This is a genomic window from Microcoleus vaginatus HSN003, assembly GCF_022701255.1.
Taxonomy (GTDB): Bacteria; Cyanobacteriota; Cyanobacteriia; order Cyanobacteriales; family Microcoleaceae; genus Microcoleus; species Microcoleus vaginatus_B.
On the sequence record NZ_CP031705.1, the window covers coordinates 3,768,259 to 3,785,641 of the forward strand.

Genomic DNA, 17,383 nt, shown 5'->3' on the forward strand with positions numbered 1-17,383 from the left:
ATAGAAATAAGGAGGCTTTTATCGAGTTAGCGGTATTGAGATTTGAGTTGAGAATTGCGAAATCAATACTCAAAACTCACCACTTACAACTCTTCCTTTGAACTCAGCGAATAAATTCATTGACACCGTACCAATTTCTTAACACACAACTTAACACTACGAACTGATAACTCCGCTTGCGTGGTGGTAGAGGGCTGGTTTTGAGGGAAAGTAGGTAGGAGTGAAAGCGCCTAGACTTTTGTTGAATTCTTGCGCGATCGCACTCAACACACCCCTGTTTGGCATTCGACTGCAACCTCCGCCCCTGCCAAGCCTAAAACCTTGTCAGTCGATTTTAGATTTTAGATTTTAGATTCTCGATCTACTCCACAGATAAATCTTGGAGATTGAAATTTAGTCTAAAATCTAAAATTTTGGTTCTCCACGAATTAAGTCGGGGGCTTATCTCCGTTTTTTGACGGGTCAGTCAATTTTAGATTTTAAATTTTAGATTTTAGATTGACTCCACAGATGAATCTGGGAGATTGAACTAAAGTCTAAAATCTAAAATTTTTGGTTCTCCACGACTTAAGTCGGGGGCTTATCTCGGTTTTTTGACGGGTCAGTCGATTTTAGATTTTAGGTTTTAGATTTTAGATTTACTCCACAGATGAATCTGGGAGCTGGAACTTTAATCTAAAATCTAAAATTTTTGGTTCTTCACGACTTAAGTCGGGGGCTTATCTCCATTTTTTGACCCGCCAAAAACATCTATTGTTGAATACCCGCTCTGCGGTTTGAACCGTGAGATTTTTGAATAAGCCGACCACCGACAACCAGTCGATCGATCGAAATTAATCGCTAAATTTGGTTCAGACCCCGCTCCTGCGGGTTTGGTGCTAGATTTAGCCCGTGAATGTACAACAAAAAGGCTTGAAGTCTTGAACAGAAGCAATTGCACCCAGCCCGCGTTGCTGGTTGACGAGGGCGGCGAGCGACTAAAGCGCTCGAGCCGCCGCGGCTTCCATAACAAGCGATTATAGCGTGAAACGACACATCCCGATCGAGAGCCGAAGGTGAAATATTCCACCACGGCTTCCCTATCTTAACCATAACCCAGGATTAGCTGACTACGCTCAACCTGCAGAAGCTGAATTTCCTGCTGGCTGACTTGTTCGAGCATGAAAACAATATGTTCTGGCTTTAGCAAGTTGCCGTCGCTGCGACAACTCCCGGTAAAGCGCAAGACGGCTCTACCTTCGGATGTAGCACTCTTAGCAGAGGTGCTGCTGTCTGGTTTCTGCTCTACAAGTTCTAGTTTGTGCAGCCTTTCGCGCAAATTGACATCCTGCGTCTTTCCCGACTTAGTAGTATGCACCCGCCAAAAAGCCTCGGTTTCGACGATCGTCTTGACCCAAGTTTCCCAGTTGGCATCAGGAGCCACCGAGACAGGAGCAGCATTGTCCCGGTCTAATTCGCCATTTTCTGTCAGCGAGCCTGCGGAGGTCACAGTAATCACGTACTCCGCTGCTTCTAACAACTGGTTAGCAGAAGGAGCCTTGAGATCGATCGACTCAACCTTGTAAATCGGAATATTTTCCGGCAGCTTAGCGGCCAACTTTTCCCGAAAACTCTCAATATCGATCGACTCAGTGAGCTCAAAGTCGGCAATTTCCCCAGTGCTGGTAACACCCAGAGGCAGAGCATTTGCCAGAGAAATCCGAGGGTTCGGGTGAAACCCGCCGGTAAACGAAATCGGCAAATCGGCTCTGCGGACTACTCGATCGAACAATCGGATCAAATCCAAATGACCAACCAAAGCCATATCGCCCACCTTGCCGAACCAAACCCGCAAACGCTGTTTCCGCTCCGTATTCGGCACGAACTCGCCGGCAAACTCAGGAATTGGCAGCGCATCCACAACCACATTGTGTCCGAAATCGGTGCCACACACCCCGCAGCGCGAACAGCCTTCAAAGGAACAGTCGGGAACCGTCGCTGCTTCTAAAGCCTTTTGCAAGTCAATTTTCAGCCAGTTTTTGTCAATTCCCGTATCTAAGTGATCCCAAGGCAGGGCCTGATCGAGAGAGAGGGGGAGAGAGGGGGAGGGGGAGAGGGGGAGAGTGGGGGAAGGGGAGAGGGGGAGAGAGGGAGAATTGGGAAAATCTTCCTTCTTCCCTCTTCCTTCTTCCTTCTTCCCTCTTCCTTCTTCCTTCTTCCCTCTTCCTTCTTCCTTCTTCCTTCTTCCTTCTTCCTTCTCAAAAAGATTCCACTCGCCGCTTTCGACTTGGCGGTATTTCCAGGTTAGGCCCGATTCATCGATCGCCTGAGTCCAAGCTTTGTAAGCCTGATCCAAGCTTTCCCACCACGCATCCATACCCGCGCCAAGTTCCCAAGCGCGGCGGACTACAGCAGCCAAACGTCGATCGCCCCGTCCGACAAAATCCTCCATTGCCGAAATCCGCACATCAGTGTAATTCACCTTAACGCCCCGCATCCCGCGAAATTCTCCCTTCAGGAGTTTTTGCTTGCGGGAAAACTCAGCATTAGAAACCGAGTGCCACTGAAAAGGAGTGTGAGGCTTAGGCGTAAAATTAGAAATTGTCAAATTAAAATTCAGTCCCCGCCGACCATCGATCCTGCATTCCCTGTGCAGCCAGCGGACTGTTTCGGCGATGCCCAGAACATCAAAATCTGTTTCTCCGGGCAAACCGATCATAAAATACAGCTTGATTTTATCCCAGCCGCGATCGACCGCAGTTTTGACACCCCGGAGCAATTCTTCGTTGGTCAAACCTTTGTTAACGATGTCGCGCATCCGCTGAGTACCAGCTTCCGGCGCAAAAGTCAAACCGCCTTGTCGCGTACCGCCGAGAATGTCGGCAATATTATCGTCAAATCTGTCTACCCGCTGGCTGGGGAGAGACAGAGAAATATTTTTATCTTTCAGGCGATTTTTGATTTCCATCCCAACTGCTGGGAGTGCCAGATAATCGGAACAACTGAGGGAAAGCAACGAAAACTCGCTGTGCCCGGTGGCTTGCATCCCCTGTTCCATCGCCTCTACGACTTGCTGCGGTTCGACATCGCGCGCGGGGCGAGTCAGCATTCCCGGCTGACAGAAGCGACATCCGCGGGTGCATCCCCGGCGGATTTCTACTGTCAATCTGTCATGTACTGTCTGGACGTAGGGAACCAGGCCGATCGAATAAGCTGGTATCGGAGTTGCCACGCGGCGCAGAATTCGTTCGGGAACTTGCGGGCGGTTGGGATGAACTGAACCGTCGGCCGCCATATCGTAGAATTGCGGGACGTAGACACCGGGAATTTGCGCTAAATCCAGCAGCAATGCTTCTCGGCTCAAATTATTAGTTTTGCCTTCTGCCAAAATCAAGCCAATTTCTGGCAGCAATTCTTCTCCATCTCCCAAAGCGATGAAGTCAAAAAAGTCAGCGTAGGGTTCGGGATTGGAAGTTGCTGTTTGCCCGCCAGCAAAAATCAGCGGCATTTGACCGTTTTGGCGATTGGTCGCTCTTTCTTGCCAAGTTAGGGGAATGCCGGCTAAATCCAGCATTTCCAGAATGTTTGTGGCTCCGAGTTCGTAGCTGAGGCTGAAGCCCAGAATATCAAATTCTGTGAGCGATCGCCTGGATTCTACGGCAAACAGGGGAGTTTTGGTCGATCGCAGTTTTGCTGCCAAGTCGGGGGCGGGCAAATAAGCTCGATCGCACAACTGTCTCGGCCCTGCGTTCAAAATGTTGTAAAGGATGATGTGTCCCAGATTGGAAGCACCAACTTCATACACTTCTGGGTAAGTGAGCACCCAGCGCACAGAAGCCGCGTCCCAAGGCTTGTGTGCAGCCCCCAATTCGTTTCCCAGATAACGAGCAGGCTGATTAATGTCTGCTGTAAGTAATTCTTCGACTTTTACTGCCACGGCTCGACTCGCTAAATATTTGCGACTCTTAAGCAGCCTACCTTAAAATCTGCCAACACGCCAACGACAGTCGTCTGTCTTTTCGGGCATTTAACCAAATTTACTAGGTTTTGTTGCTTATTTTCGCCGAGCAGGCACCTCTACCAGTGCTGGTTTACACAGGAGTTTTCGGCTTCAAAGCTATCGACATTTTCAAATATCTCAAAAACTCGATCGAGTTGGCTGAGTTCCAGAATCATCCTAATCCCGGCGGATACTGAGCAAATACTAAACCTCCGCCCCATTTTTTTCGCCTGCTTGAGGCCTGAAACCAATGCCATCAAACCAGCACTATCAATAAATGTTACTGCGCCCAAATCTACGAGTACCGCTACCACCCCGGGGGCTGAAATTGCTGTAATTAGGTGCCGTCCGAATTCTCCGCAGGTGGCTGCATTCAGGTGGTCTAGGGGTCGAATCACCGTAATTGGTTTATGGGCAAGAAGTGTCTGCATAATATGTCAAACCTATGGTTGCTACGTATTTTCAACTACTGTGCTGGCCAGGTGTAAGCCTAAACCTACTTGATTACTCTGAGCCTAACTGACTCGGAGGCAAACTGACCAGTGGTTTTCCGTAATTTTACTGAAACTTTATTTATTGACTCTTTTTTATAAAATTTTGTGCAAGATTTGCGAAGGAAACGTAAGCTACTATACTATTTTTTATTTATGCCGGCAGGTTTAGTCTTGAGAATTCTAAAAAATGCGATCGACTCGCCCCTGGCTGTTAGATAAAAGTGAATAATGTAATTGAAATCACTGGGTAGTTCTGATTTAGATCACGCGCTCGATCGACTGTTCAGATAATAATTAAATGGTACGGAGTTCTCCGAGCTACTATGCAAGCAACCTATGCTATTCGTCATCTTGTAGAAAAAGCCCTCTACATTAAGCAGTTAACGCCTGACATTGAAAACGAAATCAACTACGAGCTCACCCGTTTGGGCTACATCTCGGATATTGATTATGAGGCTTTAGAGTTATTAATGGATGAAATGGATGCCGGTCGGGTGCAACTGGTATCTAGTCGATAGTTGGAACCAGCGCCCAGAAAAATCCAATAACGACACAAAATCCTTGTAGGGCGGGAAATAGAGGAGTGCGAGAAGCATTGACCCCGACACTGAATTTTGCAATTGAAGCATCTGTTTCCTGAACTTGATATTTGAGGAGATAAAGTTAACGACGATCGCTCCTGCATCTCATACAATTTTAGATTTTAGATTTTAGATTTTAGATTTTAGAAGTCGGACGACTGATGATTATCAGGGTTTGGAACTTGTCTAAAGTTGCATTCATTTTAGAAACTGCTATCAGTATCAAAAATTACCAACTTTGAGGCAAATTAAATTTATAACTGTTAGGGCTTGACAAGTTAGATAGAGTTGTGATTTTTCCTAAGAAAAAGGTTGTTCTGCCAAATTCCCCGATCGCTCGAATGCAAGAAAATTGGTTTTTAGTCACCACATCCCTCCTCCAAGTTTGCAAACGCATTAAATCTAAAATCTAAAATCTAAAATCGTTCGATCGCCCCACCAAACTTGCCACCACCGCTACCAACTCAGCAGGCTCGATCGGCTTGGGCACATAAATTTGAAAACCTTCCTGCAGCGCCCGTACCCGTTCCTCTACCCTACCAACCGTCGTGAAGGCCAATGCCGGAATTTCCCTGTCCACCATCCGCGATCGCACTTGTTGCAGCAGAGCCTCTCCATCAAGGGCCTGTATCCCGATATCGATCGCCAAAACATCCGGATTCAGCCTTTCAATCGCTTCCAAGGCAGCCTTTCCAGAGCTAGCAGTCTCCACCTGGGCCCCGCAATCTTCGAGCACGGTACAGGCAAAATCCAGGGAATCCGCGTCGATATCGACCACCAATACCCGCACTCCAGAAAGATTGCTGTTGACAAAAGACTCCTTTACAGGGGCTCGCGCCTTGCTTTGAGGAATCGCAACCTCCCCGAGTGCGGCAACAGAAAATCCGCCCTCGCCATGAAGCTGTTGAATTGGCAATCTCACTAAAAATATCGAGCCTTTTCCCTTCCCGGCGGATTCGGCTTGCACCGTCCCCCCGTGCATTTCCACAAAATGCCGCACTAGGGCCAAACCCAAACCCAATCCGTTGTACGATCGCCTTGTAGAGCTGTCAGCTTGGCTGAACCGCTGGAAAACCTGCGGCAAAAACTCTTCTGAAATCCCTTCTCCGGTGTCGCTAACCTCAATTTCCACAGTAGCGGGCGACAATTTTTTACAACAAGCGGATTCCTCAGGGGCAAAAGTCCCCTGCATCTTTCCCACCCGCACCTTCACCTGTCCGCCATCGGGGGTAAACTTAATCGCATTCGACAGCAAATTCCAGGCTACCTGCTGCAAGCGACCAGAATCGGCAAAAATCCGCCCTGCATTGGGGTCGAAATCCGTCACCATTTCAATATTTTTGGCGGCAATCGCGGGCGCGAGAGTATCGATCGCAGCCTCAACAGTCGAAATCACATCCACCCACCGCAAATTCAGCGACAGTTTCCCAGTAATAATCTGCGACACGTCCAGCAAATCCTCGATCAGAGTTGCCAGCGAGCGTGTATTGCGGTCGATCGTTTCCAGAGCCCGAACAGTCGTTTTTTCGTCAAACTTGCGGTTTCGCAGCAGTTGCGCCCATCCCAGCATCGCATTCAGCGGCGTCCGCAATTCGTGGGACAAAGTTCCTAGAAACTCGTCTTTAATCCGGTTCGCCCGCGCCAATTCCTCGGCTCGATCTTGCAGTTCTCTTTCCAACTGCTTGCCAACCGTCAAATCGAGAATAAAAGCCACAAATTCTTGGTGCTTTTGGGCAAGCAAAACATATCCGATCAGCACCGGAATCCGGCTGCCGTCTGGCCTCCGGTATTCCTTTTCGTAGGGAGTGCAAACTCCCGTTGCTTGTGCCTCTGCAATCCCCTTCTTGTCGAGAGACCGGTACTCCGGCGGCGTAATGTCAATGCAGTTTAATTCGCCGCGCTGCAACTGTTCCCGTCTGTAGCCAACCATCCGCAAAAATTCGTCGTTAGCCTCCATAATGCCGCCGTTAACATCCCCGAAGATAATTCCTATCAAGTTAGCTTCTGCCAACATTCTCAGCTTTTCTTCGCTAGCTTTGAGTGCAGCTTCTGCTTGCTTGCGCTCGGTAACGTCTTGGATGTAAGCCGACAAACCAGAATCGGAAGGATAAAAACGCACCTTCAACCACTTATTCCATAGCTGCACGAATTCTTCATACTCGACCGTTACCTTTTCTGTTGATGCTTTGGCAGCCATTTCGTAACACGGTAAATCGACAGCCCAGGGAAATATCTCCAAAACATTTTTACCGATCAGTTCAGCTTTTGGTCTGCCTAAAAGCTCAATAGCTTTCTGGTTGACATAGGTATAGTTCCAATTTAAATCTACTGCGATAAAAGCGTCAGTAATGCTTTCGAGAATGTTAGTAATTTGATCGTTTGCCCCTTGTAGCGCTTTAGCTGTTTCTTCTGCTTGCTTGCGGGCTGCTTGTTCGCGCGACAAAGCGGCAGCGCGTTCTTGTTCTGCCTGTTTCCGATCGCTAATATCGATGTAAGAACTGATGTAACCTGCAAAAGTGCGATCGGGCCTATACCTGGGTACGCCCGTACCCAAAACCCAGCGGTATTCCCCGTCATAGCGTCTCATGCGGCATTCCATCCGGTACTCGCTGCCAGCATCGAAGGCTTTTTGGTAAATATCCAGACATTCTGGCAAGTCATCTGGGTGCAAGCTTTCCATCCAACCAGTGCCCATTTCTTGCGCCAAAGTTCTACCGGTAAACTCCAGCCAAAATTTGTTAAAGTAATCGCCAAGTTTGTCAGTGTCTGACATCCAAATCATCACCGGCGCGGTATCTGCCATAATCCGAAATCGAGCTTCGCTTTCCTGCTGCTGTGCTTCAGCTTGCTTGCGCTCGTTCCGTTCTTGAACTTCCCGCAGGGCCCGCTGAATCGACGGCACCAAGCGTATCAAACGGCGTTTGAGAACATAATCAGTAGCGCCACTTTTCAAAGTTTCGATCGCCACTTCTTCGCCCAAAGTAGCCGACACAAAAATAAACGGCACTCCCGGACAAGTAGCGCGGGCGATTTCCAGTGCAGCTATCCCGTTAAAACAAGGCAGCATATAATCTGCCAAAATAATGTCAAAACGTTGTTTTTCCAGCGCCGTGGCAAAGTCTTCTCGATTTTCCACACACACCAGAGAAAATTGGAGTCCGCCATCCATTAGATATGCCTCAATCAGTTCGGCATCTAGGGGACTGTCTTCTACTAAGAGGATACTGAGCGTTTTCACAAAAATTCCTTTTACTTAAATATTAATTATCGGACACAAAATTTGATCGGGCTGCGGCTGGTTAAGTGAAGTCCAAAAAAGTCTTGCGTTTTGAATTGCCTAAAAAAATGTAAAAATTAAGGGGTTTCATGAGTTGAGCATTCACATCTCAATCCTAACTTCTAATCAAGTCTATTGCTGCTTGCCGCGAGGTGAATCACAGCTCTGAATTGATTGGTTAGTACGCTTGTTTTTCCTTCACTTTCGTCTGGTTCCAAGGAATAGGCACCGCTTGAGTCTTGCTTCTGTTCAGCAGTTTAGCTATACCCTGTCGAACAAATAGTTTCCCGCTTCTGGCTAGAAACAACTAGCTATGTAGTAATTTATCTCGCTTGCTACTAAATACTGCTACCTCGTTTGGCAGATTATTTTTTTTGTAGTGATGCCCGAGTTAATTCTATATTGCTTTACCGCTCCTCTCAAACTCGAATTCGCTTGAATTGTGCCCTTATTTCCTGAATATCAATTAGTCCTGTCAAAGCAAGTCAAAGTTGCTGGTCTGTCTGCTTTACTTTTTGCCGAAGTTGCCTAATATGCCACACTTGCATGGTAGGCAACTGTTGCCTTGTTGAGCGCTGTAGACTATCAAAAAAATTACACTTTATACTAACAAAACTCATGCTGCATCTATCCAAATATATATTTTTGGATAGACACTGAACTCAACCGGCAGAGATTCCCGTGAATTCGGTAAAACGAAGTGCCACCCCGCCGAAAATCTGAGAAAGCTCGATCGACCAATTAATTTCCGATACAAATCACAGAAAATTTTCTCTGGACTAGCTACAGTTGCACTCCCAGGCTGCCTCTGACCGATCGGCTTATTGATTTATACCGCGCCAAAGTGTCTTAAAATATACAATACGGTGAGCTGCTGCACAGCCCGCATATATTAAAATCAAGCGCCAACTTGCAATAATTCTTTAAAATAGAGGTACAGCACCGGCGAGCCTTAACTCTTCCCCGTAAGAAAGGGTAGGGTTTAGCAGAATTAAAGATGATCGTCTATGGTGACTTCCAGTAAAGCCCGTGCAGTTGCTTGAGTCTCAGGTTTATTCAGGTTATTGGCAACCAGTTACGAGGAGATTTGACCCGCCGTGCTCCAACGCATCAAACAAGACTTAAAAAACGACCTGATCGCAGGTCTACTGGTAGTGATCCCCTTAGCTACCACCATCTGGCTGACAATTACCGTCGCCAATTGGGTCATCAATTTTCTCACCAAAATTCCCAAGCAGATCAACCCTTTTGACGGACTCCACCCGATTTTGGTGAATCTGCTAAATCTGTTAGTAGGCCTGGCGGTACCCCTGCTGAGCATCTTACTCATCGGTTTAATGGCCCGCAACATTTTTGGTAAGTGGCTACTAGACTTTGGCGAACGGGTGTTGCAGGCAATTCCCCTAGCGGGTTCGGTTTACAAAACCCTCAAACAACTGCTGGGAACCATCCTCAACTCAAACGACAAATTTCGTCGCGTGGTGTTAGTGGAATATCCCCGGCGGGGAATTTGGACTTTAGCATTTGTGACCGGTACGATCGAGAGTAAGGATATCCCGCCTCACCTTTCCGGTGAAACCCCGATCGGCATTTTCATCCCCACCACTCCCAACCCCACCACCGGATGGTACGCTATCGTCCCCGAAGCAGATTTAGTCAATTTGTCAATGTCGATCGAAGATGCCTTTAAAGTCATCATCTCCGGCGGCATCGTCAACCCCAACAACTCAATTGCAGTAACCCCCGAAAATATTAAGGGCAAAACACTCGAACCCTTGGTATCCGAATCAAGATACCAGGCTGTCCCAGTCGAAGAAGACTAAACCAAGACTTCTTTAGTGGCTCGTAAGACCGTGTAAACTTTCCCCATAGCAGATAATATTTCGACAAAACCAGCCCAAAGCGAGAAAGCCTATACTCAGAAACCCGGTTTCGAGCATAAATTTTGGGTTTGAGAGCGAAGTTATCTGTAAACTACCCGCCGCTGGCGAGTCCGACGGCTGGTCTTGTACCGCTTTTAGTCGAGTTTTCTGCTAAAGTTCAAGTCCGCGCGCGATCGAAAAACTTCCTAAATTCTCAATTCCTATCTAAAAACTATGAAAAAAGCCCGCGAAACAGCACGCGAACTCGCACTCCTCGGCATCAGCCAACTGCCGGCCAATCCAGAACTCTTAGAAGCCAAAAAACTGCAAGATGTTCTCCTCGCCGCTATCCGTACCCTGACAACAGAAGTTCAAGAATCCCTAGAAGCAGCAGCATCCGAAGTGCAGCGGAGTAGCGACAAACTGCTGGCGAGCGAAATCCGCGCCGCCGATATACAAAGTGCTAGAGCAATGGTGCGGGAAGCAGTCGAACTCACCCAAACCGCAATCAACCGTCTCGGTTCAGCAATGGAGTTTCCAGAACTGATCCAGCTAGCCAACCAGCAAGATGTCCGCACCTATGCTTTGCAAATCCTGACCAAAGTCAGCGCCAACCGTGTTCAAATTGACGAATTGCTCTCAGAAGCCCTTGTAGACTGGCAAATAGAACGGTTGGCCCGGATCGATCGAGATATCATGAGAATCGCGATCGCCGAAATGCTATATCTCGGCTTACCCGAACAAGTCAGCGTCAACGAAGCCGTCCAACTGGCAAAACGCTACAGCGGTGACGAAGGACATCGCTTCATCAACGGAGTCCTCCGCCGAGTAGTCGATAAAATCAAGGCAGAAGTTGTTAGTCAGTAGTCCTTAGTCAGTAGTCATTAGTCAGCAGTCATTGGTCATTAGTGATTGGCAATCCGCAATCGGCTCTACACTAGGGACTGAGGACTAATGACTAATAACTATTCTCTATTCCCCATGAACTATGGTATTTAATTGGTTTCGTCGCCAGTACAGCGAAAGCAAATCTTCAGAAACAGAGGCAACCCCCGAACAGCCGCAAGATGAGTCGGCAAAATCCGCACCGGTTGAGCCTCAAACAGATGCAACAGAGCAAGGCTCTGCTGCTGTAGCCGAAGATTATCTCAATTGGGCAAAAGCTGCTTACAAAAATATTCAAAAACAGCAAAAACCCGAAACAGAAGTTTCCGAGACAGCAGCGCCCGATGTTCCAGCAGCCGAAGCAGAAATCGCGACAGTTGCAGAAGTTGCAGAACCGGCGACTATTGAAGCTACCGAGCCGATCGAACTTGAACCAGTACCCACAGCACCAACTGTTGCAGAAGTTCCAGAAGTTGCAGCACCAGCAACAGTTGAAGCAACCGAGGTTTCGGAACTCGATGCAGCCAAGCCAGCAGAAATTGCAGAAACTCTGCAACCCACAGCCGGGGCGATCGACATTGCACCTATTGCTCAAAAATTAGAAGTTACAGCAGAAAATATAGAAATTGCCGAGCCTGCAACGGAGGTTGTAGAAACCGACTCACTCGCATCCGACGGCCAAACAGAGGAAGCCCTGCCGTTTTGGGCCAGAGCTCAGGCCGATCGCATGGAGCGCATCGAACGCCTCAAAGAAACCGCAATTGAAGAACCCGACGTAATTGCAGCCGCCGCCGAGAGAGCCGCCATTATCGAAGAAATTCCCGGTTTCGCCTTTGACGAAGGCTTCCTGTGGTCCTCAGAAATCTTAGCCAGTCAAGGCCGCCGGCCAGACCAAGTATCAGTTGAAGAAATCACTTGGCTGCAAAAACTGCGGAAAGGCTTAGAAAGAACTCGTCGCAGCTTAATTAATCGACTAAAGGCGATCGTCGGTCAAGGCCCGCTCAATCAAGACGCAGTAGCCGAAATTGAGACTTTGCTGCTGCAAGCCGATGTCGGAGTCGCAGCCACCGACATCATTATCAGTCGCCTCCAAGAAAGACTCACACAAGAAGTGCTGCCGCCAGAACAGGCTCTAGCCTACCTCAAAACCATCCTGCGCGACATTCTCGACGCTCCCTGTGCCGAAACCGCCGCCGGCAATCCCGCCTACAGCCTGACATTTGCCCCGGAAAAAGACACATTCAACATCTGGTTAATCGTAGGAGTCAACGGTGCGGGCAAAACTACGACGATCGGCAAACTAGCCCACATTGCCCAAAAATCCGGCTACAAAACCCTCATTGCTGCCGCCGACACTTTCCGCGCTGCCGCCGTCGAACAGGTGAAAGTTTGGGGTTCCCGCAGCGGCGTCGAAATTATTGCCAACCCAGGGAAAAATACCGATCCGGCTGCTGTCGTGTTTGATGCGATCGCCGCCGCTAGCGCCCGAGGCACAGAACTGCTGATCGTAGACACCGCAGGCCGCCTGCAAAACAAAAAAAATCTGATGGACGAATTAAGCAAAATCCGTCGCATTGTAGATAAGAAAGCCCCAGGCGCTACCGTAGAATCTCTACTGGTCTTGGATGCCACACTGGGTCAAAATGGTTTGCGACAGGCAGAAGTGTTCGCAGAATCGGCAAAATTAAGCGGAGTAGTATTGACAAAACTCGACGGTTCTGCTAAAGGTGGTGTTGCCCTAGCAGTAGTGCAGCAGCTTGGTCTGCCAATCCGGTTTATTGGAGTCGGGGAAAGCATCGAAGACTTGCGCCCGTTTTCTAGTTACGAATTTGTGGAAGCCCTACTCGATTTTAGATTTTAGATTTTAGATTTTAGATTGATCAGGTATCTGTGGTCGTCCCGATTTTTGGAGGCGGATACAGAGTTTCAAAATCTCAAATCCTTAACCTCAAACTACCATCGCAGGACTTGCGCCGATCGCCACGGGTGGCGAGTGAAAACTAAATACCTACAAACAATACTTTCGCTCTGTTCTTGCTGGGTTCGGTTCAAAGCGTCAGTAGTGTGTCAAATTAATCTCAAATTTAGTATCAGTCTGCTGTCTGATTGTAGAGTCTTCCCGAGCCCCCTGCCCCTCCCCTTAAGAAGGGCGACAGCAAATGCTTAAAGTCCCCCTTCTTAATGGAAGCCGCTGCGGTCTTGGGGCCCCCCAAGTAAAGCAAGCGGCGGGGATTTAGGGGGCTCTAGACTCAGCTATAAACGAGATTGCTTAAGAATTTCAGAGTTAAGTTGATACCAATGTACGAGTACCGAACCTACTTGCTCAAACCAAACTACTTGTTCTAAAAAAAACGAGTTTCTGTTCAAGGGGCCCCTAAGTCCTCAATCATTCCTCCTCCGTCTAAGATAGAAAATCACAAATTTAAAATGACTGCTGTGCCTTTGCCTCGCTCCTCACCTCAACCTGCTGACCGCCCACCTGGTCGCAATTCTACCGACGCGACGCCAGTATTTGCCCTCAAAGAACTGGTGGCGCGGTTGCACCGATACCAGCACAACGTTCAAGATATGTTGGGTTCGCTGGGATTTGCCCTCCGCAGTTTTAATAATCTCAACCAATTTTTGGAGTTGGTGCCTTTGGTGGCGACTCGCGTTACCGACGCCGACGGGGGAGCTTTAGTGCTGTTCAAGCCCAACGGTCAAGTCAGGTTCCAGCAGTTGCATTGTCAGGAAGGACGGCAGTGCCAAGATATGCGAAAAGCGCTGGAAATCGCCACCAGGCAAGCTACAGCAGGTGCAGGCGCTACTGCTGCATCGTTTTCGGAAACCTCTGGGCAAACCTCTAGTCTTGACCTGCAAGTGGGTCGTTATTTGGGCCCGGATGTTCATTTGTTTGGGGCGCCAATTTTAGTCAACAATTTGGAGCGGGGACGGCTTTATGTTTTTAGCAGTGACCCGCAATATCTCTGGACTCCCAGCAGACAGAAATTAGTTCGGTTGGTGGCGGATCAAACCGCCGTGGCTATTTGCAAAGACGAACTTACTGTTAAGTTGGCGGAAAAAGACCGCTTAGACAGAGAGTTAGAAATCGGGGCGGAAATTCAATTGCGGCTGCAGCCCCGTAGTTGTCCGAAAATTCCCGGCCTTGACGTGGCAGCCCGCTGCCAAACTGCTAGCAGAGTTGGCGGAGATTATTATGATTTTATTCCCGCTGACTATGACCCGATCGGCAAGGAAGAGGGGGGGGAACAGCCCCCATCCCTGATGAAAAATCTCAAGTCCAAAATCGACAAGGGCCGCTGGAGCATTGTGATCGGCGACGTGATGGGCAAGGGAGTACCGGCTGGCCTGTTGATGACGATGACACGGGGTATGCTGCGGGCGGAGGTGTTGAACCGCCACTCGCCGTCGAGAATTTTGCAACATTTAAACCGGGTTATGCACGCGGATTTGGAAAATTCCCACCGTTTTGTGACTCTGTTTTATTCGGAGTATGACCCGAAAACTCGCGTTCTGTGTTACAGCAATGCTGCTCACCACCCGCCTTTGCTGTGGCAAGCTGCAACTAATTCGATTCTTCAGCTTGATACTTTGGAGGGAATGTTAATTGGCCTGGATGCTGATTCGCATTACCAAGAAGCCCAAGTGCAATTGCAGCCAGGAGATACTATTATTTATTACACAGACGGATTTACCGATGCTGCTAATCAAAGGGGCGATCGGTTTGATGAGGATAACTTGACCTCGGCTTTTCAGTGGGCCTGTCAAAATTATCAGCAGTCTGAAGAAATTTTGGATTATTTGTTCGATCGCGTACACCAGTTTATCGGCATCGGCAATCGTAACGAAGATGACATGACACTGGTTGTACTGAGGGTAACACCTTTAGCAGGAGAAAATCACCATGATAGTTAATTTAATCCCGGAAATTACTGCTGAATTAACAAGTTCGATTAATGGGAACGATGTCGCTCACGTGTTAGTTTTGAAATCTCATTTGATATCGACGGTGGTTTTGGCCCAAAGTTACGACATTTTTACTAATTTCCAGAAAGCTTGGAACAATTTTGTTTCGACTGGTCAAATAGGAGCTTTTTTTATAGGTATTTTTGTTGGCTGGTTCTTTAAAGGGATTTTTCGTTAGAGTTATTGTCCAATAAGATATCGGGAACGGAATAAAAAGGTTTGTAGCCAAAACTTCACTTTTTTCTGATGCAGCAAAAGTTTCACAATTTTGTAGTCCAGACTTCAGTTTTTTCTGGTCAAAAGTTGTATAAAAAGTTTGTAGTCAGGACTTGAGTTTTTTATAGTCGAAGTTGGGATGTAGAACTAAAGTCCTGGCTACAAACCGGAAGAAGGACTAAAGTCTTTGCAACCAACCGGTTTTTATAGACTTCTGCAAGAGAGATATAATCTAGTTTTAGCTTGAGCAATGACAACACAACAAAAAACTTGGAGTCAAAGATTTGAATCGGCGCTGCACCCGGCGATCGCCCGATTCAATGCTAGTATTGGCTTCGATATTGAATTGATTGAGTACGACTTGACTGGTTCTGTCGCTCACGCTAAAATGCTGGCCAAAACGGGGATTATTTCCGCAGCAGAAGGCGAACAGTTAGTCAATGGTTTGGAACAGATCCGCCGCGAATACCGCCAAGGACTTTTTGTTCCGGGAGTTGATGCAGAAGACGTTCACTTCGCAGTAGAGAAGCGGCTGACGGATATCGTGGGGGAGGCGGGGAAAAAGTTGCACACGGCCCGATCGCGCAACGATCAAGCCGGCACTGATACTCGCTTGTATTTGCGCGATCGCATCGCAGAAATTCGCGAGCAATTGCGGGAATTTCAAGGAGTTTTGCTCGATCTTGCCGATCGTAACGTAGAAACTTTAATCCCCGGTTACACGCACTTGCAGCGCGCTCAGCCGATCAGCTTGGCTCATTACTTGTTAGCTTATTTTGAAATGACCGATCGCGATTGGGAACGTCTTGGCGATATCTGCAAGCGGGTGAATGTTTCCCCTTTGGGTTGTGGCGCGCTGGCGGGGACGACTTTCCCGATCGACCGACATTATACGGCCGAACTCTTGCAATTTGACAAGGTTTATGCTAATAGCTTAGATGGAGTGAGCGATCGAGATTTTGCGATCGAATTTCTCGCCGCAGCTAGCTTGATTATGGTACACCTGAGCCGTTTGTCAGAAGAAATGATTTTGTGGTCTTCTCACGAATTTGGATTTATTACGCTCAAAGATAGCTGCGCTACGGGCTCTAGCATCATGCCCCAGAAAAAAAATCCCGACGTGCCGGAGTTGGTGCGGGGCAAAGCGGGGCGGGTGTTCGGTAACTTGCAAGCCTTGTTGGTAGTAGTGAAGGGACTTCCTTTGGCCTACAACAAAGATTTGCAAGAAGATAAAGAGGCTTTGTTTGATACCGTCAGAACGGTACAGGGTTGCTTGGAAGCAATGACAATTTTGTTGCGCGAAGGAATCGAGTTTAATGGCGAGATCCTCGCTGCCGCTGTTACAGAAGACTTTTCTAACGCTACAGACGTAGCAGACTACTTGGCAACCAAAGGCGTTCCCTTCCGGGAAGCTTACAATCTTGTCGGCCAAGTTGTCAAAACTTGCCTTTCGAGGGGCAAACTCCTCAAAGATTTGACACTTGAGGAGTGGAAAGACTTGCACCCAGCCTTTGAGACAGACATTTACAGCGCGATCGCACCTCAGCAAGTGGTGGCGGCTCGCAATAGTTACGGGGGTACCGGGTTTGAACAAGTGAGAAAATCACTTATCGCTGCGCGCGATCGACTCGCCTAAACATCGTTGAATTATTGGACGAATTCCGGCTGGCTATCTCTACGAAAGAACGATCGTGTTTTCCACTCTGGTTCTAACTTCGGCAGATAGCCTGACTCAATTAATCTTCAGCAGCAGCCATATCTTTGTCTCTGCCGCCGCCACTCATGGCGCCCATGCCACCGCCGTTGCCGCCGTCAAATCGTCTTCTCTTGTTGGAGAACATATCTTGATTTCTCCGCTTGCGAAACTTGCGAGCGTATGCTTGATTTCGTTGTGCCTTCTCTTTCTTGAGATTGCGGCGCTTAGCCATTCTGACCTCACTAATAAACATTGACAGTCCCCGGGCTTTCACGCCCAGGGATTCTTAAGTTTGACACTCTGTGCACTTTTGGTGACTAAGATTCTTGGTTCACCGAAGCCACTTACTGGAGACAGGATTGCTCCCGCCCAAGTATAGGTGTCCTCTCCCCAAGCGTAAATTCCGGTATGCCCTACCGTACTCGAT

The 17,383-nt window shown here is 48.1% G+C and carries 12 protein-coding genes; 7 read left to right on the forward strand and 5 right to left on the reverse strand.

Features of this window, described 5'->3' with window-relative positions:
* Window positions 1–156 precede the first annotated feature (156 nt).
* The 3 genes from D0A37_RS29070 to D0A37_RS16340 form a co-directional block, all read right to left on the reverse strand.
* Entirely contained in the window at window positions 157–285 is a 129-nt protein-coding gene (locus D0A37_RS29070; protein ID WP_278187076.1) for a hypothetical protein, read from the reverse strand.
* Window positions 286–1,084: 799 nt separating this feature from the next.
* Complete coding sequence (locus D0A37_RS16335; RefSeq protein WP_242715893.1) at window positions 1,085–3,916, reverse strand: TIGR03960 family B12-binding radical SAM protein; 2,832 nt, start codon at window positions 3,914–3,916, stop codon at window positions 1,085–1,087.
* Window positions 3,917–4,056: 140 nt separating this feature from the next.
* Window positions 4,057–4,410 (reverse strand): STAS domain-containing protein, encoded by a 354-nt coding sequence (locus D0A37_RS16340; RefSeq protein WP_242715895.1) that lies wholly within the window; start codon window positions 4,408–4,410, stop codon window positions 4,057–4,059.
* A 386-nt stretch (window positions 4,411–4,796) separates the two neighbouring features.
* On the opposite strand from D0A37_RS16340, the gene D0A37_RS16345 reads away from it, so the two are divergent.
* Window positions 4,797–4,991, forward strand: a complete 195-nt coding sequence (locus D0A37_RS16345) for a hypothetical protein (protein WP_193975465.1) — start codon at window positions 4,797–4,799, stop codon at window positions 4,989–4,991.
* 472 nt (window positions 4,992–5,463) lie between these two features.
* On the opposite strand, the gene D0A37_RS16350 is transcribed toward D0A37_RS16345, so the two are convergent.
* On the reverse strand, window positions 5,464–8,292 hold the full coding sequence (locus D0A37_RS16350) for a PAS domain S-box protein (protein WP_242715897.1): 2,829 nt from the start codon (window positions 8,290–8,292) through the stop codon (window positions 5,464–5,466).
* A gap of 1,136 nt (window positions 8,293–9,428) precedes the next feature.
* Between D0A37_RS16350 and D0A37_RS16355 the strand changes: the two genes are divergently transcribed.
* The 6 genes from D0A37_RS16355 (at window position 9,429) to argH (ending at window position 16,896) form a co-directional block, all read left to right on the forward strand.
* Window positions 9,429–10,154, forward strand: coding sequence for a DUF502 domain-containing protein (locus D0A37_RS16355; RefSeq protein ID WP_242715899.1), 726 nt, complete (start codon window positions 9,429–9,431; stop codon window positions 10,152–10,154).
* 273 nt (window positions 10,155–10,427) lie between these two features.
* A complete protein-coding gene (gene nusB, locus D0A37_RS16360; RefSeq protein ID WP_242715901.1) occupies window positions 10,428–11,060 on the forward strand; it encodes a transcription antitermination factor NusB in 633 nt (210 codons plus the stop codon).
* 121 nt (window positions 11,061–11,181) lie between these two features.
* Window positions 11,182–12,939 carry a signal recognition particle-docking protein FtsY gene (gene ftsY, locus D0A37_RS16365; RefSeq protein WP_242715903.1) on the forward strand — a complete coding sequence of 586 codons (1,758 nt, stop codon included), beginning with the start codon at window positions 11,182–11,184 and terminating at the stop codon, window positions 12,937–12,939.
* A gap of 566 nt (window positions 12,940–13,505) precedes the next feature.
* Window positions 13,506–14,993: a PP2C family protein-serine/threonine phosphatase gene (locus D0A37_RS16370; protein ID WP_242715905.1), complete on the forward strand. Its 1,488-nt coding sequence runs from the start codon at window positions 13,506–13,508 to the stop codon at window positions 14,991–14,993.
* Window positions 14,983–15,222: a hypothetical protein gene (locus D0A37_RS16375; protein WP_242715907.1), complete on the forward strand. Its 240-nt coding sequence runs from the start codon at window positions 14,983–14,985 to the stop codon at window positions 15,220–15,222. The genes D0A37_RS16370 and D0A37_RS16375 overlap by 11 nt, the downstream gene beginning before the upstream one ends.
* 288 nt (window positions 15,223–15,510) lie before the next feature.
* On the forward strand, window positions 15,511–16,896 hold the full coding sequence (argH, locus tag D0A37_RS16380) for an argininosuccinate lyase (RefSeq protein ID WP_242715909.1): 1,386 nt from the start codon (window positions 15,511–15,513) through the stop codon (window positions 16,894–16,896).
* A 100-nt stretch (window positions 16,897–16,996) separates the two neighbouring features.
* Here argH and D0A37_RS16385 read toward each other — a convergent pair whose 3' ends face one another.
* Window positions 16,997–17,188 (reverse strand): Asl3888 family RNA-binding protein, encoded by a 192-nt coding sequence (locus tag D0A37_RS16385; protein WP_190738786.1) that lies wholly within the window; start codon window positions 17,186–17,188, stop codon window positions 16,997–16,999.
* Between the last annotated feature and the right edge of the window lie 195 nt (window positions 17,189–17,383).

What these genes read in the sequence shown, in the direction of transcription:
- D0A37_RS29070 (WP_278187076.1), bottom strand. Translation starts at nt 285, where the DNA reads ATGCCAAACAGGGGTGTGTTGAGTGCGATCGCGCAAGAATTCAACAAA.
- D0A37_RS16340 (WP_242715895.1), bottom strand. Translation starts at nt 4,410, where the DNA reads ATGCAGACACTTCTTGCCCATAAACCAATTACGGTGATTCGACCCCTA.
- D0A37_RS16345 (WP_193975465.1), top strand. Translation starts at nt 4,797, where the DNA reads ATGCAAGCAACCTATGCTATTCGTCATCTTGTAGAAAAAGCCCTCTAC.
- nusB (WP_242715901.1), top strand. Translation starts at nt 10,428, where the DNA reads ATGAAAAAAGCCCGCGAAACAGCACGCGAACTCGCACTCCTCGGCATC.
- ftsY (WP_242715903.1), top strand. Translation starts at nt 11,182, where the DNA reads ATGGTATTTAATTGGTTTCGTCGCCAGTACAGCGAAAGCAAATCTTCA.
- D0A37_RS16370 (WP_242715905.1), top strand. Translation starts at nt 13,506, where the DNA reads ATGACTGCTGTGCCTTTGCCTCGCTCCTCACCTCAACCTGCTGACCGC.
- D0A37_RS16375 (WP_242715907.1), top strand. Translation starts at nt 14,983, where the DNA reads ATGATAGTTAATTTAATCCCGGAAATTACTGCTGAATTAACAAGTTCG.
- argH (WP_242715909.1), top strand. Translation starts at nt 15,511, where the DNA reads ATGACAACACAACAAAAAACTTGGAGTCAAAGATTTGAATCGGCGCTG.
- D0A37_RS16385 (WP_190738786.1), bottom strand. Translation starts at nt 17,188, where the DNA reads ATGGCTAAGCGCCGCAATCTCAAGAAAGAGAAGGCACAACGAAATCAA.